Raw genomic sequence first — 24566 nt, forward strand, 5'->3', positions numbered from 1 at the left:
CGCCGCCCTGCTGCGCGCCACGGCGGCCGCCACCTTCCGGCCGCTGCTCATCGCCGTCGCCGTGGTGAGCGCCCGGATCGCCCCCGCGCGCCGGCTGCCGCGGCCCGTCCGGCGGACTCCCGCGGCGCGGTCGCGGCTGCTCGTGCACTTCGTGGGACGGCGTGGACCGCCGTGCTCGGCCGTTCCCGCCTGAGCACAGCACTTTCCACCTGCCGCACCCACGGAGAAGAATCATGAGCAAGCGCAACAGCCAGGCCGCGAAGCAGGCCGCCCGCGAGCGGATCCGCGCCCAGCAGGAGGCCGAGCGGCGGCGCGAGAAGCGCAAGCGGTCCGTCATCGTCGGCGCGTCCATCGTCGGCGTCCTGGCCCTCGCGGGCGGCGTCTCCTACGCCGTCATGCAGAGCAACAAGCCCGGCTACTGGGACGAGGCCAAGGACAAGAAGCTGGTCAAGCCCGCGAACACCGCGGGCAAGGACGGCACGACCGTCGTCATCGGCAAGGACAGCGCCAAGAAGACCCTGAAGGTCTACGAGGACCCGCGCTGCCCGATCTGCGCGAGCTTCGAGCAAAGCGTCGGCCCGACGGTCGAGAAGGACCTCAAGGACGGCAAGTACAAGATCCAGTTCGTCGGCGCCACGTTCCTCGACCGGAACATCCCCGGCGAGGGCTCCCGCAACGGGATGAGCGCGCTCGGTGCCGCCCTGAACGTCAGCCCGGACGCCTTCCTCGCCTACAAGAAGGCGCTGTTCTCGGCCGAGAACCACCCGAGCGAGCAGGACGACAAGTTCAAGGACGACGCGTACCTGCTCAAGGTGGCCGACCAGGTGCCCGAGCTGAAGAAGAACGCGTCCTTCAAGAAGGCCGTCAAGGACGGCACTTACGACCGCTGGGCCCTGGCGATGGGGCAGGCGTTCCAGGACGACAAGGACGGCGTGGAGGGCACCCCGGCCTTCGTCATGGACGGCAAGCAGCTCAAGGGCTCCGACGGCAAGAACGCGCCGATGACGGTCGCGGACTACAACAAGGCGGTGGACGAGGCCCTCAAGGGCTGAGCCACCGTCAACGCGCGTGCCCTGGCGGCACGCAGCGGAAGAGCGGGCGAACTTTTCGTAGTCGCCCGCTCTTCGCCTTTACTGGTCAGTAAAGTTCGTTCGTGACCAGTCGAAGAGACAACTCTCATACGTCGCGGAGTACTCCGCCGAGCGATCCCGCGAGACTGCCGGGCACCACGCCCGCCCCGGTCGCCCCGGACAGCTCGCTCACGCCGCGCCGCCGCACCGTCGTCAAGGTCGCGGCCGCCACCGCCGCCCTCGCCGCCCCGCTCGCGGCGGCTCCCCTGGCCCGGGCCGCCACGGGCCCCGCCTTCCTGCACGGCGTCGCCTCCGGTGACCCGCTGCCCGACGGCGTCCTGCTGTGGACGCGGATCACACCGACGCCCGACGCCATACCCGGATCCGGCAAGGGGCCGGACACAGAGGTGCGGTGGGAGATATCCGAGGACAAGGGCTTCAGCAAGGTCGTGGGCAGCGGCTCGACCACCGCGAAGGCCGCGAGCGACCACACGGTCAAGGCCGATGTAAGGGGCCTGCGCCAGGCGACCACCTATTACTACCGCTTCTCCGTAGGCGACGGTTCGGTGCACTCCCCCGTCGGCCGCACCCGCACCACCCCCGCCCACGAGGCTTCCGCGCCCGGCGTCCGCTTCGGCGTCGTGTCGTGCTCCAACTGGGAGGCCGGGTACTTCTCCGCGTACCGCCATCTCGCCGCCCGCACCGAACTCGACGCGGTGCTGCACCTCGGCGACTACCTGTACGAGTACGCGTCCGGCGGCTTCGCGTCCTCCGGCGACGTCGTACGCGAACACCAGCCTAGGCACGAGATCCTCACCCTCGCCGACTACCGGGTCCGGCACGGCGTCCACAAGACCGACGCCGACGCGCAGGCGATGCACGGCACGCACCCGGTGATCGCGATCTGGGACGACCACGAGGTCGCCAACGACGCCTGGTCGGGCGGCGCGGAGAACCACACCCCGGAGACCGAGGGCCCCTGGTCCGCGCGGGTGGCCGCCGCCAAGCAGGCCTACTTCGAGTGGATGCCGGTGCGCCCGGCCACCGAGGGCACCGTCTACCGCCGGCTGCGCTTCGGCAAGCTGGCCGACCTGCACCTGCTCGACCTGCGCTCGTTCCGCTCGAAGCAGGCCGGTGTGGGCAGCGGCGACGTCGACTCGCCGGACCGCACGCTCACGGGCCGCGCCCAACTCGACTGGCTGAAGGCGGGACTTGCCGGGTCGGACGCGGCGTGGAAGCTGGTCGGCACGTCGGTGATGATCTCCCCGGTCGCGTTCGGCTCGCTGCCCGCGTACCTCCTGGAGCCCCTCGCGGAGCTGCTCGGCCTGCCCAAGGGCGGCCTGGCGATCAACACCGACCAGTGGGACGGCTACACCCACGACCGCAAGGAACTCATCGGGCACCTGCGGGACAACGGCATCCGCAACACCGTCTTCCTGACCGGCGACATCCACATGGCGTGGGCCAACGACGTGCCGGTGAAGGCCGCCACGTACCCGGCGTCGCCGTCCGCGGCCACGGAGTTCGTCGTCACGTCCGTGACGTCCGACAACGTCGACGACTTCCTGAACGTCGCGCCGCACACCCTGTCCCTGGTCGGCGTCGCCGCGATCAAGGCCGCCAACCGCCATGTGAAGTGGCTGGACATGGACTCCCACGGGTACGGCGTCCTGGACGTCACGGCCGAGCGCTCGCAGATGGACTACTACGCGATCTCCGACCGCGCGGACCCGAAGGCGACCTCGTCGTGGGCGCGTTCGTACCGCACCCTCACCGGCACGCAGAAGGTGGAGCGGGTGCACGCGCCGGTGCGCTGAAAGGCCCGTGAACGGGGCCGACAGGCGCCCGCCGACCCCCTACTCTGTCGCCCATGAGCGACCAGGGGGACGTACTCGACGGGCGCTTCGAGCTGCTGGAGCGGCTCGGCAGCGGAGGCATGGGCACGGTGTGGCGGGCGCGCGACACCGTGCTGCACCGCGAGGTGGCACTGAAGGAAGTCCGGCCTCCGGGGCCGGAGTCGACCGGTGACGCCTCGCGGGTGCTGCGGGAGCGGGTGCTGCGCGAGGCCCGGGCGCTTGCCCGCGTCAATCACCCCCATGTCGTGACGATTCACCACATCGTCGATATGGAGCCGCATCCGTGGCTGGTGATGGAGCTGCTCCCGGGCCGCACCCTCCAGGACCTCCTGGAGCAGCGCACGCTGCCGCCGCGGGAGGCGGCGCGCCTGGGCCGGGAGCTGCTCTCGGCGCTGCGCGCCGCCCACGCCGCGGGCGTCCTGCACCGCGACATCAAGCCCGCCAACGTGCTCCTTCGCGAGCCGTCCCCGGACCGCCCCGACGGCGTCCCGCCCGCCGTCCTCACGGACTTCGGCATCGCCGCGGTCCAGGGTTCCACGCAGCTCACCGCCACCGGCGACCTGATCGGCTCCCCCGAGTACATCGCGCCGGAGCGCGTCCGGGGCACCGGCGAGGGCCCGGCCGCCGACCTGTGGTCCCTGGGCCTGGTCCTCTACGTCGCCGTGGAGGGCGTGAGTCCGCTGCGCCGCGCGACGACCCTGGCCACGCTGGCCGCGGTGCTCGACGAGCCGGTGCCGCCGCCGGTGCGCTCCGGTCCGCTGGCGCCGGCCCTCGAGGCGCTGCTCGTACGGGATCCGCAGCGGCGGCCCGACGCGGCACGGCTGGACGCGATGCTCGCGGCCGTGGCGGACGGGATCGAGTGGCAGCCCACCGAGACGGCGGCACGCCCGGTGCCTCCCCCGCCGCCTCTCGCACAGACACCGCCCGTGCCGACGGCGTACGCCGGGCCGGCGCACCCCGAGCCACGCAGACGTACACCCGTGGTGGTCGCGGCCGTCTCGGTCGTGCTCGCGCTGGTCGCGACGGCGGCGCTGGTCCTCGCGCTGCGGGACGGGTCCGGTCAGGACGGCAAGGCAGGCGGGGAGACCACCACCGGCGCGGGGCCTTCAGCGAGCCGTACGCCTACGAAGACCGCCTCCAAGGCCCCTTCCGCGACCGCCGCCACGAGCCCCACGAGAAGTGCGCCCCCGTCCCGCAGCACACCCCCGGCGTCCGCCACCCCGGCGCCGCCGCCCGCGTCCGGCCGCTGGATCGCCCAGCTGCACTCCGAGCCGGGCACCTCGTCCGCCGCGACCCGCGACCGCAGGCTCGCGGCCGTGCGGAAGCAGATACCGGAGGCGCAGTACCTGCGCAGCGACGACTACGCCTCGCTGCGGCCGGGCTTCTGGGTGTTCTACGCCCCGGGGCCGTTCGCCGACGGGCGCGCGGCGCTGCGGTTCTGCGCCGAGCGCGGCCGGACCTCGGGCAACTCGTGCGTGGGCCGCTATCTCAGCGACAACGGCGGCGACTACGCCCTGCAGTGCAAGCCGCCCGTGAGCAGCCCGGCGGGGCGCTGCACCCGCCCGTGACCGCGGCGGGTCATGGCCGTCCTACAGCGAGTCGAGGAAGCCCAGCGCCGTACGCCACGTCGCCTCCGCCGCCTCGGCGTCGTAGTCGTCGAGGTCCGGGTCGGTGTACAGGTGCCCGGCGCCCGCGTACCGGTAGACCTCCACGTCGGCGCCCGCGCGCCCCATCCGCAGATACCAGGCGCTGAGCCAGTCGTCCGTCTCGAACGGGTCGGGCTCGGCGACGTGCAGCTGCACCGGCAGCTCGTCCACGGAGGCGTTCTCCGCGATGTCCGACGTGCCGTGCAGGAGGAGCAGGCCGCGCGCCTTCTCGTCGCCGAGGGCGAGGGTCTGCGCGGTGGCGGCGCCGAGCGAGAAGCCCGCGTACACCAGGCCCCGCTCGGAGTAGGGCGCGGCCGCAAGGACGGCGCGCTTGAGCAGCTCGTCGTTGCCGAGCCCGTCCTTGAAGGCCAGCCCTTCCTCGACGCTCTCGAAGGTGCGGCCGTCGAACAGGTCCGGGGTCCACACCTCGTGCCCGGCCGCGCGCAGGCGGTCGGCCGCCGCGCGGACCGCGGGCCGCAGCCCGTACGTCGAATGGAAAAGCATGATGTTCATGGGGCCATCGTGCCATTTCCCCTCCGGGGGGCACCTACCCTCGGGGGCATGGAGAACGTACTGCGTCCGTTGATCGTGATCGGCGGCTCGGTCGTGCTCACGCTTGCGGTCGGCTGGCTGGCCGACTGGGTGCTGCGCCGCGCCGACGCCCGACAGCCCGAGCAGCCGCTGTGGGGGCTGCTGCGCCGCTGTCGGCTTCCGCTGCAACTGGTCATGTGCACGGCCCTGCTGAGGGGCTCCTACATACAGGCGAAGATCGCCGAGGACCACTCCGTGGGCGTCGGCAGAACGCTCACGCTCGTGCTCATCGGCTCGGTGGCCTGGCTCGCGGTGCGGGTCTCGGCCGCCGTGGTGGAGTCCTCCTACTCGCGCTACGCCTCCGCGCACCGCGACCCGGCCCGGGTCCGGCGCGTGCGGACCCAGGTCACGCTGATCCAGCGCGTGGTCGCGGCGATCGTCGGCGTGGTCGCCGCCGGCGCGATGCTGCTCACCTTCCCCGCCATGCAGGCCGCCGGGACGTCGCTGCTGGCGTCGGCGGGCGTCCTCGGCATCGTCGCGGGCGTGGCCGCGCAGTCCACGCTCGGCAACCTCTTCGCGGGGCTGCAGATCGCCTTCGGCGACATGGTGCGGATCGGGGACACGGTGGTGGTGGACGGCGAGTGGGGCGTCGTCGACGAGATCACCCTGACGTTCCTGACGGTGCGGACCTGGGACGAGCGCCGGATCACCATGCCGGTGTCGTACTTCACGTCGAAGCCGTTCGAGAACTGGTCCCGCGGCGGCGCCCAGATGACGGGCATCGTGTTCCTCCACCTCGACCACACGGCCCCCATAGCGGCGATGCGCGAGAAGCTGCACGAGGTCCTGCGCGACTGCGCCGCCTGGGACGGCCGCGACTGGGGCCTCGCCGTCACGGACACCACGCCGAACACCATCCAGGTGCGCGCCCTGGCGACCGCCAAGGACGCCGACGACATCTGGACGGTGCGCGTCACGGTCCGCGAGCAGCTCGTCGCCTGGCTGACCGAGCACCATCCGTACGCGCTGCCGCGGGTCAACACGGCCTGGGCGGTGGAGCCACCGGACGGCCACCACCCACATCCGGTGACACCACACGTGCCGCGCACGGGGCGGGGCTGAGGGCATGGTGCCTCAGCGCAGACTGCGTACGTCGAGATGGTGCAGCACCCGGTCCACGATCTCCGGGTCGTAGCCGGGTTCACTGCGTGCGGCGAGGACTTCGTGGCGCGCAGCCGACATCATCTCGCGCTGGATGCGCTGGACCGCCTTGAACCGGTCCACCCGCTTGCTGTACCGCTCGCGCCGCTCGTCGTCCACGATGTCCGGGCTGATCCGCGCGCCGATGTCGAAGGCGCCGCGCAGCAGCCGCTCGGCGACTTCCTCGGGCAGTTCCTCGACCTCCTCGATCTCCTTGAGCCGCGCCTTGGCGGCCTTGGCGGCGCGCACGGCCAGCTCGCGCTCCAGGGCCCGCTCGGCGTCGGTGTCCGCGCGCACGCCGAGCCGCTTGACCAGCCACGGCAGGGTGAGGCCCTGCGCGATGAGGGTCGCGATGATCACGCAGAAGGCGATGAAGATGATCTCGTCCCGGGCGGGGAACGGCGCTCCGTCGTCCGTCTTCAGCGGAATGGCGAGCGCCAGCGCGACCGACGCCACACCGCGCATGCCGGACCACCACATGACGACCGTCTCGCGCCAGGTCGTCGGGATCTCCTCGTCGTAGTCGCGGAGCTTGTGCAGCCGCTTGGCGAGCCAGGTGGCGGGCAGCAGCCACAGCAGCCGGGCGCCGACGACCACCGCGACGACTACGGCGCCCCAGCCGACCATCTGCCACTCGCGCCCGTCGGCCGTGCCGAAGACGTTGTGCAGTTCGAGGCCGATGAGCCCGAAGGCGACACCGGTGACGAGCGTGTCGACGATCTCCCAGAAGGACTGCCCGGTGATCCGGCCGAGCACGTCGTCCGCGTCGGTGGCGTTCTCCGCGAGGTAGAGCGCGGTGGTCAGGACGGCGAGGACGCCGGAGCCCATCAGCTCCTCGGCGAGTACGTACGCGACGAACGGCACGAGCAGCGTCAGGCCGGTCTGCAGGGTGGCGTCGGCGAGCAGGCTCATCAGCTTGTTGGAGAGCCAGCCGAGTACGAGACCGACGGCGACGGCGACCACGGCGGAGAGCACGAGCTGGCCGGCGGCCACGGGCCAGGAGAAGGTGCCGCTGACGGCGGCGGCAATGGCCACGTGGTACAGCACGATCGCGGTGACGTCGTTGAACAGGCCCTCGCCCTCCAGGATCGACACCAGGCGGCGGGGCAGGCCGAGCGAACCGGCGACGGCGGTCGCGGCCACCGGGTCCGGCGGGGCGACGAGCGCGCCGAGGACGACGGCGGCGGCGAGCGGGAGCCCCGGCACGACGGCGTTCGCGACGGCCGCGACGGCCGCCGTGGTCACGAACACCAGCGCCACGGCGAGCAGCAGGATCGGCCGGATGTTGGCGGTGAACTGCCGCCAGGACGTGCGCTGCACGGACGCGTACAGCAGCGGCGGCAGGACCAGCGGGAGGATCAGGTCGGGCGGGATGTCGACGTTCGGCACGAACCGCAGGAAGGCGAGGACGCCCCCGAACAGCGTCATCAGCACCGGCGCGGGCAGCCCGATCCGGTCCCCCAACGGCACGGTGACCAGGGCTCCCAGCAACAGCACGAGCAGCAGCGCCAGTTGATCCACGGGGTGCCCTCCGGCGGTCGGATGCGAGGAAGATCAGCACCTCAACCTTGCCACGCACCCACCCGAAACAAGCCAAACGCGACTTCCGGCGACCGTCTGCGACCGCCGAACCCGCTACGACCCGCCGTACCCGCTGTGGCTAGCGCAGCGCCTTGCGCATGGCCAGGTGCGGGATCCCCGCGTCGAGGAACTCCGCCCCGTACGCCTCGTAGCCAAGCCGCTCGTAGAACCCCAGCGCGTGCGTCTGCGCGTGCAGGTCGACCGCGTGCAGCCCGCGCTCGCGGGCGGCGTCCTCGATGGCCGCGACGAGCCGGGCGCCGACGCCGAGCCCGCGGGCGGACCGCAGCACGGCGAGGCGTCCCAGGGCGCCCACGCCAGGATCCGCGTCGCCGTTCTTCACGGCGGCCGCGGCACCCGTGAGCAGCCGTCCCGTGCCCACCGGGGCGCCCTCGTCGGCGCGCACCGCGAGCACATGCACGGCCACGCCGTCGTACTCGTCGTACTCCAGGTCCTCGGGCACGCCCTGTTCGGCGACGAAGACCTCCTTGCGCACGGCGAAGCAGGCGTCCAGGTCCGCCTGGCCCGCCGCGACCCGGCAGGCGACCGCGCTCACGCGCTCTCCGCGCGCACCCGGTCGAGGGCGAGCTGGAGATCGTCGGGGTAGCCGCTCTCGTACTCCACCCACTGGCCGTCGCCGGGGTGCTCGAAGCCGAGCCGCACCGCGTGCAGCCACTGGCGGGTGAGGCCGAGGCGCTTGGCGAGCGTGGGATCGGCGCCGTACGTCAGGTCGCCCACGCAGGGGTGGCGGTGGGCCGCCATGTGCACGCGGATCTGGTGGGTGCGGCCGGTCTCCAGCTTGATGTCGAGCAGGGAGGCGGAACGGAAGGCTTCCACCAGGTCGTAGTGCGTGACGGAGGGCTTGCCCTCGGCGGTGACCGCCCACTTGTAGTCGTGGTTCGGGTGGCGGCCGATGGGGGCGTCGATCGTGCCGCTCATGGGGTCCGGGTGGCCCTGGACCAGCGCGTTGTACCGCTTGTCGACCGTGCGTTCCTTGAACTGGCGCTTCAGGGAGGTGTACGCCCGCTCCGACTTGGCGACCACCATCAGGCCGGAGGTGCCCACGTCGAGGCGGTGCACGATGCCCTGGCGCTCGGCGGCGCCGGACGTCGAGACGCGATAGCCGGCGGCGGCGAGGCCGCCGATCACGGTCGTGCCGGTCCAGCCGGGGCTGGGGTGCGCGGCGACGCCGACGGGCTTGACGATCACGACGATGTCCTCGTCGTCGTGCACGATCTCCATGCCCTCGACGGGCTCGGCGACGATCTGCACCGGGGCGGGCGCCTGCGGCATCTCCACCTCCAGCCAGGCCCCGCCGTGCACGCGCTCGGACTTGCCGGCCACCGCGCCGTCGACCAGCACCTTGCCTGCGGCCGCGAGCTCGGCGGCCTTCGTACGGGAGAAACCGAACATGCGCGAGATGGCGGCGTCTACGCGCTCGCCCTCCAGGCCGTCCGGTACGGGCAGGGTACGGATCTCGGGAATCGTGCTCACCCCACGAGTATGCAGGAGGGGTACGACACCGCCGTACCGAAGGCCGCACTCGGCCCCTCCCGACCCGGCCGTCAGTCCTTGTGGACGGTGCCGTCCGGGTCGAGCCCGCGGAAGGAGAGCAGCACGATCAGGATGCCGCCGCAGACGATCGCGGAGTCCGCGAGGTTGAACACCGCGAAGTTCTTCGGCGCGATGAAGTCGACCACCGCGCCCTTGAAGAGGCCGGGCGAGCGGAAGATCCGGTCGGTGAGGTTGCCGAGCGCGCCGCCGAGCAGCAGGCCCAGCGCGATCGCCCAGGGCAGGCTGTACAGCTTGCGGGCGAGCCGGGCGATCACCACGATCACGGCCGCGGCGATCACCGTGAAGATGATGGTGTACGCCTCGCCGAAGCCGAACGCGGCGCCCGCGTTGCGGATCGCGTTGAAGCGCAGCAGGTCGCCGACCACGTCGATCGGCTCCTGGTGCTCCAGCTTGGCGACCACGATCATCTTGCTGATCAGATCGAGCGCGTACGCGAAGAGGGCCACTCCGAACAGCACGGCGATCTTGCGCCGCCCCTCGGGCTTCGGCTCGCCCTCGGACCGCTGCCCCTCCTCGGACGGTTCGCCGCCCTCCGCCGCCTCAGGGATGTCCGGCGTACCGATGATGCGCTCCGCCTCTGCCACGTGAGTCCCTCAACCTAGGTACCTGACTGGGGACGAGGGTACGGCACACGCGTACGGACCAGGACGCGCAGGCCACGCTCAGTAGCGCCGTTCCTGCTTCTGCTTGCACTCGACGCACAGGGTGGCGCGGGGGAACGCCTGCATGCGCGCCTTGCCGATGGGGTTGCCGCAGTTCTCGCAGAGTCCGTACGTCCCCGCGTCGAGGCGCTCCAGGGCGCGCTCGGTCTGCTCCAGCATCTCCCGGGCGTTCGCGGCGAGCGCCATCTCGTGCTCCCGGGTGATGTTCTTGGTGCCGGTGTCGGCCTGGTCGTCGCCCGCGCCGTCCCCGGAGTCCCGCATCAGGCCGGCGAGCGAGTCCTCGGACGCCTGGATCTCGGTACGCAGGCGCAGCGCCTCGGACATCAGCTCGGTACGCGCCTCGGCGACCTCTTCCGGGGTCCACGGATCCTCGCCCGGTCGCACCGCGAGCTCGCCGGGCGCGGCCGAGGCCCGCGCCTTGGGCACCGCGCCGGCCTTCTTCGCCGCTGTCGCCGTGCCCGGAGTCTTCTTCGCAACCACCGTCGTGGCTCCCGTCGTCTCCGCGGCCTGAGCCGCACCCTCGACCGCGGACGCGGTCGATTTCTTGGCCGTACGTTTTCTGGCCCCTGGGCCCTTGGCGGCACCCGTCGCCCTCTTGGACGCACCCACCCCGCCGCCCGCCTCCTCCTTGCCGACGCCGGCTTTCTCGGCGCCCGCCTTCTCGGCAGTCGACTTCTCGGCGGTCGCCTTCTCGGCAGCGGCTTCCTTGACGCCTGCCTTGTCGGCGGCGGCTTCCTTGGCACCCGCCTTGTCGGCGGCTGCCTTCTCGGCGGTCGCCTTCTTGGCGGCTGCCTTCTCGGCGGTCGCCTTCTTGGCGGCTGTTTCCTTGGCGCTTGCCTTGTCGGCGCCCGCCCTCTCAGCGGCGGCTTCCTTGGCACCCGCCTTGTCGGCGGCCGTCTTCTTGGCGGCCGTCTTCTTGGCGGCCGTCTTGGCGCCTGCCTTGTCGGCGGTCGACTTCTCCGCGCCTGCCCTCTTGGCGACGGTCTTCTTGGCGCCTGTCTTCTTGGCCGCTGGCGGCTCGACGGGCGCCTTCTTGGCAGCCGCGTCCTGGGTGGCGACCTTCTTGGCGGATGCCTTCTTGGCGGCCGCTTTCTCCGCGGCCGTCCTCTCGGTAGCGGCCTTCTTGGCAGCTGCCTTCTTAGTGGCCGCCTGCGGCGGGGCGTCCTCCTTGGGGGCCCCTTTGGCGGAGGCAACCTTCGTGGCCGTCTCCTTGGCGGCCGCCTTGGTGGACGCGGTCTTCGTAGAAGCGGCCTTCGTAGACGAGGTCTTCGTAGACGTCTTCTTCGCCGCCGCCTTCGCAGAGGACCTCTTGTCGGCCGCCGCCTTGCCACTGGCCGACTTCCCGCCCGCCACCCCGTCGTTCGCCGCCCCCTTCGGGGCAGTGGTCCTCCCCGTGCCGCCCCCCTCGGCGGTCTTCGCCGAGACCACCTTCTTGGTGGCCGCCGCGGTGGCCACCACCCTCTTCGCGGCCCCAGCGCCCCCCACCGGGGCCTGGACGGCGCGCGGCACCTCACCCCCCGCTCCCCCGGCCGCCCCCGCGGCCCCGGCGCCCGTGGATCTGCTCGACGCCGACTGCTGTACGGCGGTCTTCTTCGCCACCATGGCCGCGGCCCCTTCACATATTGTGATCTTGCACGCGAATCGTGCTGGGACGATAAATCGACTCCAGGCCCGCGGCAACGGGGCACGCCGCCCGATTCGCCCACCCCCCAGGGCCGCACGGCGAGCCTGCATGCGTTGTGCCCAGCTCCCCGCCGGGTAATCCGCCCGGCGCACCGGGCCAGGATCCGGCCACTGCACAGGTCGCCATTCGGGTCAGTCTTCGCCGCCCCGGCGCTATCGGGCGGGAGCCTGTTTTCCGGCTAAATCGGGACATAAACTGAGAACAAGAGCGAGGAGGTGCATCATGCGCAAGACAGCCGACTGCCGGGAATTCCCGAGCGAGACCCACTGCACGCTCGCCATCTCCGGCGAAGAGGAAGAAGTGGTCCGCGCCGCCAGCGAGCACGCCGTGTCCGTCCACGGCCACACGGACAGCCCGGAGCTGCGGAAGATGGTCCGCGACTCCCTCAGGGACGAAGTCCCCCAGCACGCCTGAGACGAGTGCCCGAATATCCGGTCGGCCCCGCCCGCCCCGCCCCGTACACTGGCCGGAGCGAGAAGCGTGGATGGGGACGAGTAGCGGCGTACGCAGCCATGAGCGACCCGGGGACGGTGTGAGCCCGGGGGCGAGCGCGACGTGAAGATCACCCCGGAGCCGCCGGAAGAAGGCCGCAGCCTCCCCGAGCCGGGGCGGACGCGGCGAGTAGACCCGGCATCGCGACCCCAATGAGGGGGCCTTCCAGGGCGCCGAGCGCACCAGGAGGGCCAAGGAGGGTGGTACCGCGGGAGCGCAGCAGCGCAGCCTCTCGTCCCTCCGACGGAAGGGAAGAACGTCCGCCGGAGGAAGCGCGAACATGACACCGCCCCCGCAGTACCGCCAGGTGCCGGCCCAGGTCGACCTGCCTGCCCTCGAGCACGCCGTGCTCGACTTCTGGCGCGAGCAGAAGATCTTCGCCAAGAGCCTGGAGCAGTCCGAGGGCCGCCCCGAGTGGGTGTTCTACGAGGGCCCGCCCACGGCCAACGGCATGCCCGGCGCGCACCACATCGAGGCCCGCGTCTTCAAGGACGTCTTCCCGCGCTTCCGCACCATGCGCGGCTACCACGTCGCCCGCAAGGCCGGCTGGGACTGCCACGGCCTGCCCGTCGAGCTCGCCGTCGAGAAGGAGCTCGGCTTCAACGGCAAGAAGGACATCGAGGCGTACGGCATCGCCGAGTTCAACGCCAAGTGCCGCGAGTCGGTGACCCGGCACACCGACGCCTTCGCCGAGCTCACGACCCGCATGGGCTACTGGACCGACCTCGACGGCGCCTACCGCACGATGAACCCCGAGTACATCGAATCGGTCTGGTGGTCCCTGAAGGAGATCTTCAACAAGGGCCTCCTCGTCCAGGACCACCGCGTCGCCCCCTGGTGCCCCCGCTGCGGCACGGGCCTGTCCGACCACGAGCTGGCGCAGGGCTACGAGACGGTCGTCGACCCGTCCGTCTACGTCCGCTTCCCGCTGACCGGCGGCCCCCTCGCGGGCGAGGCCGCCCTCCTGGTGTGGACGACCACCCCGTGGACGCTGGTGTCCAACACGGCCGTCGCCGCGCACCCGGACGTCACCTACGTAGTGGCCACCGACGGCAAGGAGAAGCTGGTCGTCGCCCAGCCCCTCCTGGAGAAGGCCCTCGGCGAGGGCTGGGAGGCCACCGGCCAGACCTTCACCGGCGCCGAGATGGAGCGCTGGACGTACCAGCGCCCCTTCGAGCTGGTCGACTTCCCCGCCCCGGCGCACTTCGTGGTCAACGCCGACTACGTGACCACCGAGGACGGCACCGGTCTGGTCCACCAGTCCCCCGCCTTCGGTGAGGACGACCTCAAGGTCTGCCGTTCGTACGGCCTGCCGGTCGTGAACCCGGTCCGCCCCGACGGCACCTTCGAAGAGGACGTACCGCTCGTGGGCGGTGTCTTCTTCAAGAAGGCGGACGAGGCCCTCACCAAGGACCTCGGGGACCGCGGCCTGCTCTTCAAGCACATCGCGTACGAGCACAGCTACCCGCACTGCTGGCGCTGCCACACCGCGCTCCTCTACTACGCGCAGCCGTCCTGGTACATCCGCACCACGGCCGTCAAGGACCGGCTCCTGGAGGAGAACGAGAAGACCAACTGGTTCCCGGACTCGGTCAAGCACGGCCGCTTCGGCGACTGGCTGACGAACAACGTCGACTGGGCGCTGTCCCGCAACCGCTACTGGGGCACCCCGCTGCCCATCTGGCGCTGCGAGGAGAACCACCTCACCTGCGTCGGCTCCCGCCGGGAGCTCAGCGACCTGACCGGCACCGACCAGTCGGGCCTCGACCCGCACCGCCCGTTCATCGACGACGTCACCTTCACCTGCACCCACGAGGGCTGCTCCCGCGAAGCGGTGCGCGTGCCGGAGGTCATCGACGCCTGGTACGACTCGGGCTCGATGCCGTTCGCGCAGTGGGGATACCCGTACAAGAACAAGGAACTGTTCGAGTCCCGCTACCCCGCGCAGTTCATCAGCGAGGCCATCGACCAGACCCGCGGCTGGTTCTACACGCTGATGGCCGTCGGCACCCTGGTCTTCGACAAGTCGTCGTACGAGAACGTCGTCTGCCTCGGCCACATCCTCGCCGAGGACGGCCGGAAGATGTCCAAGCACCTGGGCAACATCCTGCAGCCGATCCCGCTCATGGACCAGCACGGCGCCGACGCGGTCCGCTGGTTCATGGCGGCCGGCGGCTCCCCGTGGGCGGCCCGCCGCGTGGGCCACGGCACCATCCAGGAAGTCGTCCGCAAGACCCTCCTGACGTACTGGAACACGGTCGCCTTCCAGGCGCTCTACGCCCGTACGTCGAAGTGGGCCCCCTCGGACACCGACCCGGCGCCGGCCGACCGCCCGCTGCTCGACCGCTGGCTGCTCAGCGAGCTGCACGCCCTCACCGACCAGGTGACAGGGGCCCTGGACGCCTACGACACCCAGCGCGCGGGCAAGCTCCTGTCCGGCTTCGTCGACAACCTCTCCAACTGGTACGTACGCCGCTCGCGGCGCCGCTTCTGGCAGGGCGACGCGGCCGCGCTGCGCACGCTGCACGAGGTCGTCGAGACGGTCACGCGCCTGATGGCCCCGCTGACGCCGTTCATCACCGAGCGCGTCTGGCAGGACCTGGTCGTGCCGGTCACGCCGGACGCCCCGGAGTCCGTGCACCTGGCGTCCTGGCCGGAGGCGGACCTGACGGCGATCGACCCCGAGCTGTCGAAGCAGATGGTGCTCGTGCGCCGCCTCGTCGAGCTGGGCCGTGCCTCGCGCGCCGAGTCCGGCGTCAAGACCCGGCAGCCGCTGTCCCGCGCGCTGGTCGCGGCCGCCGAGTTCGAGACGCTCGACGCCGAGCTGCGCGCCCAGATCACCGAGGAGCTGAACGTCTCCTCCCTGGCGTCGCTCTCCGAGGTCGGCGGCTCCCTGGTCGACACCACCGCCAAGGCCAATTTCCGTGCCCTGGGCAAGCGGTTCGGCAAGGGCGTCCAGGCGGTGGCCAAGGCCGTCGCGGAGGCCGACGCGGCCGCGCTGTCCCTCGCCCTGCGCGAGGGCACGGCGTCGGTGGAGGTCGACGGCGAGACGGTGACGCTGGCCCCGGACGAGGTCATCATCACCGAAACCCCGCGGGAGGGCTGGTCGGTGGCGTCCGACTCCGGCGCCACGGTCGCCCTCGACCTGGAGCTCACGGACGAGCTGCGCCGCGCGGGCCTGGCCCGTGACGCGATCCGCCTGATCCAGGAGGCCCGCAAGAACAGCGGCCTGGACGTCGCGGACCGCATCGCCCTGCGCTGGACGTCCACCGACCCGGCGGTGAGCACGGCCCTGACCGACCACGCGGCCCTCATCGCGGACGAGGTCCTGGCCACGGACTTCGCCTCCGGCGAGGCGGACGACACGTACGGCACCCCGTTCGAGGACCCGACCCTGTCCCTCACGTTCCGCCTGCGCAAGGCGTAACTCCCCCCGCCCGGGAGCCCGGAGGCCCGGTCCCGCCAAAGAATCTTGGCGGGACCGGGCCTTCGGCGTTGCGTGCACAGGCACAACTGAACGTTTCTGCAGCGCCGTCCGCGCGCCGGCCGCGCTTCGTGCGCGACAAACACGACAAAAGGGCGGAGCCCCCGGAAATCCGGGGGCTCCGCCCTTTACGGCTGCCGACGCCTATGGCGTGGTGACGCCCGTCAGTTGTCGTCCTCGTCGATGAGGAAGCCGCGCATCGGCGAGGGAGCCTGCTGCATGGGCTGCTGCCCCTGCGGCCGCACCGGCGCCATCGGCTGCGTCATCGCGGGCGACATCTGCTGCTGACTGCCGTAGGACGGAGCGCCCTGCGACTGGTTGCCACCCATCGACTGGTTGCCGCCGTAGGACGGGGCACCAGCGCCGGCCGAGGCCATGGAAGGCGCCGGGGACGGCGGAAGGGAGGCGGTCGCCGGGGTCCGCGGCGGGGCCAGCGAGTCGTCGGCCTGGGTCTCCAGCTGACGCAGCTGCGACTCCAGGTAGGACTTCAGACGCGTGCGGTACTCGCGCTCGAAGCCGCGCAGGTCCTCGACCTTGCGCTCCAGCGTGGCGCGGGCGGACTCCAGGGAGCCCATCGCGACACGGTGCTTCTCCTGCGCGTCCCGCTCCAGGGCGTCGGCCTTGGCACGGGCGTCCCGCTCCAGGCCCTCGGCACGCGAACGGGCCTCGCCGACGATCTTGTTGGCCTCGGAACGGGCCTCCGCGATCGCCTGGTCGGCGGTCTGCTGGGCAAGGGAGAGCACGCGGGCAGCGCTGTCGCCACCGGGGCCCTGACCGGGCTGGGGCATCTGCGGTCCATGGCCGCCCATGGGACCGCCCATGGGGCCGCCCATCGGGCCCTGACCCATCGGGCCGGGACCCTGCGGACCACCCTGCGGGCCGTGCCCACTGGGGCCCGCGGGAAGCTGCGGAGCACCGCCCGGAAGCTGCGGCGGTCCGCCCATCGGGTGCTGCTGCTGCGGCGGCACCGGCTGCGGACCCGATATTGCGGCGGGCACGGGAGCGCCCGGACCGCGCTGGTCCTGCGGCCCCTCGGGGCCACCCGGACCGCCGGGGCCCTTGCGCATACCGCCCTGCTGCTGGTTCTGCGCGGCGGCACGCGTGGCGGCGGCCAGCTTGGCGCGCAGGTCCTCGTTCTCGCGGAGCAGGCGGGTCAGTTCGGCTTCGACCTCATCGAGGAAGGCATCGACCTCGTCCTCGTCATAGCCTTCTCGGAGGCGGACGGTCGTGAACTGCTTGTTCCGCACGTCCTCGGGGGTCAACGGCATCTCTTCACCTCAACGTAGTCGTCGGCATTCGGCAAGACCGTATCGTTCACAAGCCGCTCACGACGGTGATCAGGATGTAGACGATGATCATCAGTACGAAGAAGGACAGGTCGAGCGCCACGCCCCCGAGACGCAGCGGCGGAATGACCCGCCGCAGAAGCTTGAGCGGTGGATCGGTGACAGTGTAGGTGGCCTCCAGAACGACCACCATCGCCTTGCCGGGTTGCCACGAGCGGGCGAACTGGAAGACGTAGTCCATGACCAGTCGGAAGATCAGCACGATGAGGAAACACATCAGCGCGATGTAGATCACTTGCAAGACCACGCCCATGTCCGGGTTTCCCTCTCCCCTACTTCTCAGTCGAGTCCGTGCTGTTCGGTCCGGTAACTGTCGTCTACTGCACTTGCGTCTCAGCTCTGGTTGAAGAACCCGCCCTCTGCGATGCGGGCCTTGTCCTCCGCCGTGACATCGACGTTAGCAGGCGACAACAGGAACACCTTCTGCGTCACTCGCTCGATACTGCCATGCAGACCGAAGACGAGACCGGCGGCAAAGTCGACAAGTCGCTTCGCATCCGTGTCGTCCATCTCCGTCAAGTTCATGATCACCGGGGTGCCTTCGCGGAAGTGTTCCCCGATGGTACGGGCTTCGTTGTAGGTCCGGGGGTGGAGTGTGGTGATGCGGTAGGGCTCACGCTCGGACACGACCTTGGGCATGATCACCGGTGCGTTCTTCTCCAGGCTCTGGCGTTCAGGTGTGATGGATGCCACGGGGGCGATTCGCGCCGGACGTCCCGATTCAGCGGGAAGTGAAGCGGCGCGAGGCGCCGGGTCGCGAGGCGCCGGCGGCTGCACCACTCGTACCGATTCGTCCCGATCCAAGTCCCGGCCCGACAAGTGGGACTGGTGCGACTGGTGGGGCGGTTCGTGCCGCCGGCGGTCGCGCTCGGGCTCCGGCTCGGGCTCGAAATCGTCATCGGGGTCGAATCCCCGACCGTCGTAACCGTCGTCCTCCACGAGGCCGAGGTAGACCGCCATCTTGCGCATCGCGCCGGCCATGCTCTGAGTCCTCCGCTCTGTGGTGGATCGAGAGGTCCGTCGTCATCAACTGCCCGCGATCCACGAGGCATCCCCGCCGAACTGCGGGAATGACCATATTTTCTGCTGTGGTCCGACTTCCTGGCGACGTTACCCGAGCCCGCGTCGGACTCCGAGTACCGCCGTACCGACGCGCACATGTGTCGCACCGGCCGCCACGGCCTGTTCGAGGTCCGCACTCATCCCTGCCGACACCATGTTCGCAGCCGGATGGGCCACGCGCATGGCAGTCGACAAATCCATCAGCCGCTCGAACGCCGCCTGTTGCCGTCCCGCGAACTCCCCGGTGAGCGGCGCGACCGTCATCAGACCGTCGAGCCGCAGCCCGGGAGCGTCGGCCACGAGACCCGCCAACTCTTCGATCCCGTCCGGCCCTACGCCACCCCGGTCGCCACGGCCGCCGACTCCCGCGTCCAGCGCGACCTGGAGCAGGCAGCCGACCTCGCGCCCGGCGCGCACGGCGGCCGCCGACAGGGCGCTGACCAGCTTCGGCCGGTCGACCGACTGCACCACGTCCGCGTAACCGACCACGGAGCGCACCTTGTTGGTCTGCAACTGGCCCACGAAGTGCCAACCGAGGGGCAGATCCGAGCACTCCGCGGCCTTCGGCGCCGCGTCCTGGTCACGGTTCTCGGCGACGTCGCGCACGCCGAGTTCCGAGAGAAACCGCACATCGCTCGCGGGGTAGGTCTTGGTGACCACGATCAGGGTCACTTCTTCGCGCTTGCGACCCGCGGCGGCACAGGCCGCCGCGATGCGCTCTTCCACTTTCGCCAGATTTGCGGCGAGTTCCGCCTTACGGTCCGTCATGCCCCATCAGTCCAGCCAGACATAGCCCGCGAGCCGACCGGTCGTGCGGTCGCGGCGGTACGAGAAGTGGTCGCCCGACTCCAGCGTGCACACCGGCGACTGCTCCCGGTCACACACCCCGAGCCGGTCGAGCTGGGCGTGCACCCCGGCGGTCACATCGACCGCGGGAGTGCCCCAGCTCGTCTCGGCGTACGCCGCGGGTTCCACGGCGGCGACGTCGGCGCGCATGTCCGCGGGTACTTCGTAACAGCGGCCGCAGACGGCGGGCCCGGTGCGGGCCACGATCCGCTCCGGCCGGGCGCCGAGGCGCACCATGGCCTCGACGGCCGCGGGCACCACCCCGGCCACCATGCCGGGCCGGCCCGCGTGCGCGGCCGCGGCCACGCCCGCGTCCGGGTCGGCGAGCAGCACCGGAGTGCAGTCGGCGGTGAGGACGGCGAGGGCGAGCCCGCGCCGGGCGGTGACGACCGCGTCGACGGCGGGGATGTCCTCGTCGACATCCCACGGCCCGTCGACCACGGCGACGTCGCGGCCGTGCACCTGCTTCATCCAGACCACGCGCGCGGCGTCGATGCCGAGGTTCTTCGCGGCCAACTCGCGGTTGTGCCGTACGGCTTCGGAGTCGTCGCCGACCGCGCCGCCGAGGTTGAGCTCTTCGTACGGAACGGCGCTCACCCCGCCCCACCGGTCGGTGAAGGCGAAGTGGGCGCCGCTCACGGTGCTCGTCGCGGAGCGCTGGTCTATCACTTCAGGAAATCCGGCACGTCCAGCTCTTCGGCCTGGCTGTCCTGGTGCAGACGGGTCGAGGGGACCTGCGGCGGCGTCGCCGGCGTGGCCGGGGGCTCGCTCGCCGGGGCCGGCTCGGGCTTCTCGGCCGGGGCCGAGTCCTCGCGCGCGGTCACGCTGCCGAGGCCGCCGAAGGCCGGGGCGGGGCGGGACGGTTCGCTCGGGCGGGCCGGGGCCGCGGGCTCCTCGCGCTTGCCGGACGCCGAGCCGAGGACGTTGTCCCGCTTGGACGGCGGCTGGCCGCCGTCGAAGCCCGCCGCGATGACGGTGACCCTGACCTCGTCGCCGAGCGCGTCGTCGATGACCGCGCCGAAGATGATGTTCGCCTCGGGGTGCGCCGCCTCGCTCACCAGCTGGGCCGCTTCGTTGATCTCGAACAGGCCGAGGTCGGAGCCGCCGGAGATGGAGAGCAGGACGCCCCGGGCGCCGTCGATGGACGCCTCCAGGAGCGGCGAGGAGATCGCCATCTCGGCGGCGGCCACCGCGCGGTCGTCGCCGCGGGCCGAGCCGATGCCCATGAGTGCCGAACCGGCCTCCGACATGACCGACTTGACATCGGCGAAGTCGAGGTTGATCAGGCCGGGCGTGGTGATGAGATCGGTGATGCCCTGCACACCGGAGAGGAGCACCTGGTCGGCCGACTTGAAGGCGTCGAGCACGCTGACCTGGCGGTCCGAGATGGACAGGAGCCGGTCGTTGGGGATGACGATGAGGGTGTCGACCTCTTCGCGGAGCTCGGCGATGCCGTCCTCCGCCTGGTTCGCGCGGCGACGGCCCTCGAAGGTGAACGGTCGCGTGACCACACCGATCGTCAGGGCGCCCAGCGAGCGCGCGATGTTGGCGACCACGGGCGCGCCGCCCGTGCCGGTGCCGCCGCCCTCACCGGCCGTCACGAAGACCATGTCGGCCCCCTTGAGGACCTCCTCGATCTCCTCGCGGTGGTCCTCGGCCGCCTTGCGGCCGACGGCCGGGTTGGCTCCTGCGCCGAGTCCGCGGGTGAGTTCACGGCCCACGTCGAGCTTGACGTCGGCGTCGCTCATCAACAGGGCTTGCGCGTCGGTGTTGATGGCGATGAACTCGACGCCCTTGAGACCGACCTCGATCATCCGGTTGATGGCATTGACACCACCGCCGCCGACACCGATGACTTTGATGACTGCGAGGTAGTTCTGCGGTGCTGCCACGTCGAAGGCCTCTCGCCTCGAGTTACGTGTCGTCGTCTCGCGCTTGAGCGAGGCGCCGACTGATGCCGAATGGGACGGTCCGAACGCCGACCCGAACCCTAACGCTGAAGTTTAGGGTTACCAGTGTGTCTGTTCCCTGGACTCTTCCGAACAGGACACTAAGTCGACAAGTGGCGCACGTTCAACGAACACGCCGAACCTCCCGTTTTTCTTTTCACCCTATGTGATCAGGCGCGGGGCTGCCCATCCAGGGTGCTGGCCTGCGCTGATGTACGTCAACTAGCTGATGACGCAGGGGCGGTGGGGACGCTCACGTCGAAGTGCCGTGCCTTCGGAACGGCTTTCATCAGCCCGGTGAGCGCCTCGGCCTTTGCGCGCCCCTTCTCGCCGCTCCCCCACATGACCGTGCGCTCGCCCCGCAACTCCAGCGAGATGGAGTCGTACGAACGGACCTTGACGGTCCGGGTCTGCGCGGCCACCGCGCCCGGCAGGGCGGCCACCACGCGCACGGCCTCGCGGCGCAGCCGGGTGGAGTCGAAACGGCGGAGGCTGGCGGCGGCACCGCCGTCCGGGTCGGTCGCCATTTCAAGCAGCGGGGTGCCCTTCGGAGCCTTCTGGACCGTGGCGAAACGGACGCCCTTCACGTCCACTTCGATGAACTTTCCGCCCTTTTTCATGACCAGGACCGGAGTGCGCTCGGTCACTTTCAGTGCGATTTCGTGGGGCCATGAGCGGACGACATCAACCGAGTCAATTCGGGGCAATTTTCTCAGAAGCCGGTCCTCGATGGCACCGGAGTCGACCGAAATCAGTGGTCCGCCGAGCGGAACGTCCGCGGCCTTGAGCACTTCGCGCGGCTTGAGCGCCATCGTCCCCGAGGTCGTCACCTGCTCGGCCCGCAGCCAGGGCGAGCCGTAGACCACCCAGGCGCCGCCCCCCACGAGTACGGCGAGGGCGGCCGCCAGGACGATCAGGACGCGCGGCCGGGGCAGCCGCAGGCGGCGCGGGCGCGGGCGGGGCGGGCGGGACGGCCCAGACCCGGCCCCCCGCCGTTCGGCGGTCTTCGGTCCGGCCCCTCCAGCCACAGTGCCTGCCTTCTCTCACGCGCTGCGGCGTGACGCAATCGCCTCGTACACCATGCCGACGAGCAGGTCGTCGGCGTCCCTGCGGCCGAACTCCGAAGCGGCGCGGGACATCTCGTACAGCCGGTGCGGGTCGGCGAGCACGGGCAGGACATGGCCCTGGACCCACTCGGGGGTGAGCTCCGCGTCGTCGACCAGCAGCCCGCCGCCCGCCTTGACCACCGGCTGGGCGTTCAGCCGCTGTTCGCCGTTGCCGATGGGCAGCGGGACATAGGCGGCCGGGAGCCCGACGGCGGAGAGCTCGGCGACGGTCATCGCGCCCGCGCGGCAGAGCATCATGTCGGCCGCGGCGTACGCGAGGTCCATCCGGTCCACGTACGGTACCGGGATGTAGGGGGGCATCCCGGGCATGTTCTCCACGTACGGCATTTCGTTCTTCGGGCCGACCGCGTGCAGGATCTGGATGCCCGCGCGCTGGAGGACCGGGGCGACCTGCTGGACGACCTCGTTCAGGCGCCGGGCGCCCTGGGAGCCGCCGGAGACCAGCAGCGTGGGCAGGTTCGGGTCGAGGCCGAAGGCCGCGCGGGCCTCCGGGCGGACCCGGGCACGGTCGAGCAGCGCGATGGTGCGGCGCAGCGGGATGCCGATGTAGCGCGAGCCGCGCAGCTTGCTGTCGGGCGTGGAGACCGCGACCGCGGAGGCGTACCGGGAACCGATCTTGTTGGCGAGCCCGGGGCGCGCGTTGGCCTCGTGCACCACGATCGGCACCCCCGCGCGCTTGGCCGCGAGGTAGCCGGGCAGCGCCACATAGCCGCCGAAGCCCACCACGCAGTCGGCCTTGGTGCGCTCCAGGATCTGCTCGGCCGCCTTGATGGTGCCGCGCAGCCGGCCCGGCACCGTGATCAGCTCGGGCGTGGGCTTGCGCGGCAGGGGTACGGCGGGGATCAGGGCGAGTTCATAGCCCCGCTCGGGTACGAGTCGGGTCTCGAGGCCGCGCTCCGTGCCCAGGGCCGTGATCCCCACGGTCGGGTCCTGCCTGCGCAGGGCGTCCGCGAGGGCAAGCGCGGGCTCGATGTGGCCGGCGGTCCCCCCACCGGCGAGTACGACATGCACCGAAATTCACCGCTCTCCGGACGAACGCGCCTTGACGCGCCGTCGCATCGTGTTCCATCTCACCCGAGGTTGCCGCATGGCCAGGGCCGCCTTCGCCGCGGGGTCCTCCCGCGCGAAGGCGATGAGGAGTCCCACGGCGAACATGGTCGGCAGCAGGGCCGAACCCCCGTAGGAGAACAGCGGGAGCGGGACACCGGCGATCGGCAGCAGACCGAGCACCGCACCGACGTTGATCACGGCCTGGGCCGTGATCCAGGTGGTCACGCCTCCCGCGGCGTACCTCACGAAGGGGTCCTCCGTGCGTCCGGCCACGCGGATACCCGCATAGCCTAGAGCCGCGAACAGGGCGAGCACCGACAGTGTCCCCGCCAGACCGAGTTCCTCCCCGGTGATGGCGAAGATGAAGTCGGTGTGCGGTTCAGGCAGTTGACCCCATTTTTCCACACTGGCGCCGAGACCGGAACCGAAGAATCCGCCGGAGGCCAGGGCGTAGATGCCGTGCACGGCCTGCCAGCACTGGTCGCTGGGGCCCGGCTCGGTCTCGCCGAGGCAGGCGAGCCTGGCCATGCGGTTGGGGCTCGTCTTGATGAGGATCACACCGAGCACGGCCGCGATGCTCAGCACACCCGCGAACAGCCGCGTCGGCGCGCCCGCGAGCCACAGGAGACCGAACAGGATCGCGGTGAGGATGATGGCCGTGCCCATGTCGCCGCCCAGCATGATCAGGCCGAGCAGCATGAAGGTGACGGGAACGAGCGGCACCAGCATGTGTTTCCACTGGGTGAGCAGGCGCTTGTCCTGTTTGCGCGCCAGCAGGTCGGCGCCCCACAGCACCAGCGCGAGCTTGCCGAACTCACTGGGCTGGAGCTGGAAAGGGCCCCCCAAATAGATCCAGTTCTGATTGCCGTTGACGCTGCGCCCTATCCCGGGGATCTGCACGAGGACCATCAGGAACACCGAGGCCGCGAGAATCGGATAGGACAGCGCCCGGTGCAGCTTGACCGGCATCCGCATGGCGACGAGCAGCAGCCCCGCGCCCAGGGCCGCGGCGACGAACTGCTTGCGGAAGAAATAGGAGGCGGGCAGGTTGAGCTGCAGCGCCTGGATCATCGACGCCGAATAGACCATCACCAGGCCGAGCGCGGTGATCAGCAGACTGCTGCCGAGGATCAGGTAGTACGCGGTCAGCGGCCGGTCCCAGGCTTTGCGGGCCCGGTCGTAGAGCCGCCGCAGCGAGTTCTCGCGCACCACCGGGGTGGCCCGCGGCCGGGGCGGCCGCTTCGGGGTGCGCGGTGTGCGCACGGACGCGCGCCCGGCCATCAGGGCCGCCCCACGACGGCGCGCACGCATCCCGTACCGGCGCCCGGCCGTCCACGAAACCCCCGCCACGACGGCGTTCCCACGGCTGCCACGTGCCCTCCTTCGGGTGCCGGGCGCCCCCGGACCA

General features: G+C 71.0%; 21 protein-coding genes and 1 pseudogene. 7 read left to right on the forward strand and 15 right to left on the reverse strand.

The genetic code is table 11. From position 1 onward, the window contains the following. The 4 genes and pseudogenes from STRAU_RS27295 to STRAU_RS27310 form a co-directional block, all read left to right on the forward strand. A pseudogene (locus STRAU_RS27295) lies at positions 1 to 193 on the forward strand (hypothetical protein); the annotation flags it as partial. 40 nt (positions 194 to 233) lie between these two features. Beyond that, on the forward strand, positions 234 to 1052 hold the full coding sequence (locus STRAU_RS27300) for a thioredoxin domain-containing protein (protein WP_016643633.1): 819 nt from the start codon (positions 234 to 236) through the stop codon (positions 1050 to 1052). 164 nt (positions 1053 to 1216) lie between these two features. Further along, a complete protein-coding gene (locus STRAU_RS27305; RefSeq protein WP_052029306.1) occupies positions 1217 to 2887 on the forward strand; it encodes an alkaline phosphatase D family protein in 1671 nt (556 codons plus the stop codon). A 53-nt stretch (positions 2888 to 2940) separates the two neighbouring features. Then, positions 2941 to 4494, forward strand: coding sequence for a serine/threonine-protein kinase (locus STRAU_RS27310; RefSeq protein ID WP_016643635.1), 1554 nt, complete (start codon positions 2941 to 2943; stop codon positions 4492 to 4494). Positions 4495 to 4515: 21 nt separating this feature from the next. On the opposite strand, the gene STRAU_RS27315 is transcribed toward STRAU_RS27310, so the two are convergent. Next, positions 4516 to 5085: a dienelactone hydrolase family protein gene (locus STRAU_RS27315; RefSeq protein WP_016643637.1), complete on the reverse strand. Its 570-nt coding sequence runs from the start codon at positions 5083 to 5085 to the stop codon at positions 4516 to 4518. A gap of 48 nt (positions 5086 to 5133) precedes the next feature. On the opposite strand from STRAU_RS27315, the gene STRAU_RS27320 reads away from it, so the two are divergent. Further along, a complete protein-coding gene (locus STRAU_RS27320; RefSeq protein WP_016643636.1) occupies positions 5134 to 6225 on the forward strand; it encodes a mechanosensitive ion channel family protein in 1092 nt (363 codons plus the stop codon). A gap of 12 nt (positions 6226 to 6237) precedes the next feature. On the opposite strand, the gene STRAU_RS27325 is transcribed toward STRAU_RS27320, so the two are convergent. The 5 genes from STRAU_RS27325 to STRAU_RS27345 form a co-directional block, all read right to left on the reverse strand. Next, positions 6238 to 7824, reverse strand: coding sequence for a Na+/H+ antiporter (locus tag STRAU_RS27325; RefSeq protein ID WP_016643638.1), 1587 nt, complete (start codon positions 7822 to 7824; stop codon positions 6238 to 6240). Positions 7825 to 7963: 139 nt separating this feature from the next. Beyond that, positions 7964 to 8437 carry a GNAT family N-acetyltransferase gene (locus tag STRAU_RS27330; protein WP_016643639.1) on the reverse strand — a complete coding sequence of 158 codons (474 nt, stop codon included), beginning with the start codon at positions 8435 to 8437 and terminating at the stop codon, positions 7964 to 7966. Continuing rightward, complete coding sequence (locus STRAU_RS27335; protein WP_016643640.1) at positions 8434 to 9375, reverse strand: RluA family pseudouridine synthase; 942 nt, start codon at positions 9373 to 9375, stop codon at positions 8434 to 8436. Before STRAU_RS27335 ends, STRAU_RS27330 begins: the two co-directional genes overlap by 4 nt. 71 nt (positions 9376 to 9446) lie before the next feature. Then, on the reverse strand, positions 9447 to 10040 hold the full coding sequence (gene lspA / locus STRAU_RS27340) for a signal peptidase II (protein ID WP_016643641.1): 594 nt from the start codon (positions 10038 to 10040) through the stop codon (positions 9447 to 9449). Positions 10041 to 10118: 78 nt separating this feature from the next. Next, positions 10119 to 11720 carry a TraR/DksA family transcriptional regulator gene (locus STRAU_RS27345; protein ID WP_016643642.1) on the reverse strand — a complete coding sequence of 534 codons (1602 nt, stop codon included), beginning with the start codon at positions 11718 to 11720 and terminating at the stop codon, positions 10119 to 10121. A 304-nt stretch (positions 11721 to 12024) separates the two neighbouring features. Between STRAU_RS27345 and STRAU_RS27350 the strand changes: the two genes are divergently transcribed. Together STRAU_RS27350 and ileS are read left to right on the forward strand one after the other, a co-directional pair. Continuing rightward, a complete protein-coding gene (locus STRAU_RS27350; RefSeq protein WP_016643644.1) occupies positions 12025 to 12216 on the forward strand; it encodes a DUF1059 domain-containing protein in 192 nt (63 codons plus the stop codon). A gap of 358 nt (positions 12217 to 12574) precedes the next feature. Continuing rightward, positions 12575 to 15721, forward strand: coding sequence for an isoleucine--tRNA ligase (gene ileS / locus STRAU_RS27355; protein ID WP_037662247.1), 3147 nt, complete (start codon positions 12575 to 12577; stop codon positions 15719 to 15721). Between the two features lie 221 nt (positions 15722 to 15942). Here the strand turns inward: ileS and STRAU_RS27360 are convergent, their stop codons facing one another. The 9 genes from STRAU_RS27360 to ftsW form a co-directional block, all read right to left on the reverse strand. Beyond that, the gene (locus tag STRAU_RS27360; protein WP_016643647.1) at positions 15943 to 17046 is read right to left on the reverse strand and encodes a DivIVA domain-containing protein; all 1104 of its coding nucleotides are present in this window, start codon (positions 17044 to 17046) and stop codon (positions 15943 to 15945) included. A 46-nt stretch (positions 17047 to 17092) separates the two neighbouring features. Then, positions 17093 to 17377 carry a YggT family protein gene (locus STRAU_RS27365; protein ID WP_037662249.1) on the reverse strand — a complete coding sequence of 95 codons (285 nt, stop codon included), beginning with the start codon at positions 17375 to 17377 and terminating at the stop codon, positions 17093 to 17095. 80 nt (positions 17378 to 17457) lie between these two features. After that, complete coding sequence (locus STRAU_RS27370) at positions 17458 to 18105, reverse strand: cell division protein SepF (protein ID WP_016643649.1); 648 nt, start codon at positions 18103 to 18105, stop codon at positions 17458 to 17460. A gap of 129 nt (positions 18106 to 18234) precedes the next feature. Next, the gene (locus STRAU_RS27375; protein ID WP_016643650.1) at positions 18235 to 18954 is read right to left on the reverse strand and encodes a YggS family pyridoxal phosphate-dependent enzyme; all 720 of its coding nucleotides are present in this window, start codon (positions 18952 to 18954) and stop codon (positions 18235 to 18237) included. A 6-nt stretch (positions 18955 to 18960) separates the two neighbouring features. Continuing rightward, positions 18961 to 19671 (reverse strand): peptidoglycan editing factor PgeF, encoded by a 711-nt coding sequence (pgeF, locus tag STRAU_RS27380; protein ID WP_016643651.1) that lies wholly within the window; start codon positions 19669 to 19671, stop codon positions 18961 to 18963. A 26-nt stretch (positions 19672 to 19697) separates the two neighbouring features. Next, positions 19698 to 20924 (reverse strand): cell division protein FtsZ, encoded by a 1227-nt coding sequence (gene ftsZ / locus STRAU_RS27385; protein ID WP_016643652.1) that lies wholly within the window; start codon positions 20922 to 20924, stop codon positions 19698 to 19700. Positions 20925 to 21199: 275 nt separating this feature from the next. After that, positions 21200 to 22009, reverse strand: coding sequence for a cell division protein FtsQ/DivIB (locus tag STRAU_RS27390; protein ID WP_016643653.1), 810 nt, complete (start codon positions 22007 to 22009; stop codon positions 21200 to 21202). Between the two features lie 15 nt (positions 22010 to 22024). After that, complete coding sequence (murG, locus tag STRAU_RS27395; protein WP_016643654.1) at positions 22025 to 23119, reverse strand: undecaprenyldiphospho-muramoylpentapeptide beta-N-acetylglucosaminyltransferase; 1095 nt, start codon at positions 23117 to 23119, stop codon at positions 22025 to 22027. A gap of 6 nt (positions 23120 to 23125) precedes the next feature. Further along, positions 23126 to 24469: a putative lipid II flippase FtsW gene (gene ftsW / locus STRAU_RS27400; RefSeq protein ID WP_397892807.1), complete on the reverse strand. Its 1344-nt coding sequence runs from the start codon at positions 24467 to 24469 to the stop codon at positions 23126 to 23128. Between the last annotated feature and the right edge of the window lie 97 nt (positions 24470 to 24566).

Source organism: Streptomyces aurantiacus JA 4570 (assembly GCF_000414115.1).
Classification (GTDB): Bacteria; Actinomycetota; Actinomycetes; order Streptomycetales; family Streptomycetaceae; genus Streptomyces; species Streptomyces aurantiacus_A.

Excerpts from the sequence above, each read along its gene's own strand:
- STRAU_RS27300 (WP_016643633.1), top strand. The coding sequence starts at position 234 with ATGAGCAAGCGCAACAGCCAGGCCGCGAAGCAGGCCGCCCGCGAGCGG.
- STRAU_RS27310 (WP_016643635.1), top strand. The coding sequence starts at position 2,941 with ATGAGCGACCAGGGGGACGTACTCGACGGGCGCTTCGAGCTGCTGGAG.
- STRAU_RS27315 (WP_016643637.1), bottom strand. The coding sequence starts at position 5,085 with ATGAACATCATGCTTTTCCATTCGACGTACGGGCTGCGGCCCGCGGTC.
- STRAU_RS27320 (WP_016643636.1), top strand. The coding sequence starts at position 5,134 with ATGGAGAACGTACTGCGTCCGTTGATCGTGATCGGCGGCTCGGTCGTG.
- STRAU_RS27345 (WP_016643642.1), bottom strand. The coding sequence starts at position 11,720 with ATGGTGGCGAAGAAGACCGCCGTACAGCAGTCGGCGTCGAGCAGATCC.
- STRAU_RS27350 (WP_016643644.1), top strand. The coding sequence starts at position 12,025 with ATGCGCAAGACAGCCGACTGCCGGGAATTCCCGAGCGAGACCCACTGC.
- ileS (WP_037662247.1), top strand. The coding sequence starts at position 12,575 with ATGACACCGCCCCCGCAGTACCGCCAGGTGCCGGCCCAGGTCGACCTG.
- STRAU_RS27360 (WP_016643647.1), bottom strand. The coding sequence starts at position 17,046 with ATGCCGTTGACCCCCGAGGACGTGCGGAACAAGCAGTTCACGACCGTC.
- STRAU_RS27365 (WP_037662249.1), bottom strand. The coding sequence starts at position 17,377 with ATGGGCGTGGTCTTGCAAGTGATCTACATCGCGCTGATGTGTTTCCTC.
- STRAU_RS27370 (WP_016643649.1), bottom strand. The coding sequence starts at position 18,105 with ATGGCCGGCGCGATGCGCAAGATGGCGGTCTACCTCGGCCTCGTGGAG.
- STRAU_RS27375 (WP_016643650.1), bottom strand. The coding sequence starts at position 18,954 with ATGACGGACCGTAAGGCGGAACTCGCCGCAAATCTGGCGAAAGTGGAA.
- ftsW (WP_397892807.1), bottom strand. The coding sequence starts at position 24,469 with ATGCGTGCGCGCCGTCGTGGGGCGGCCCTGATGGCCGGGCGCGCGTCC.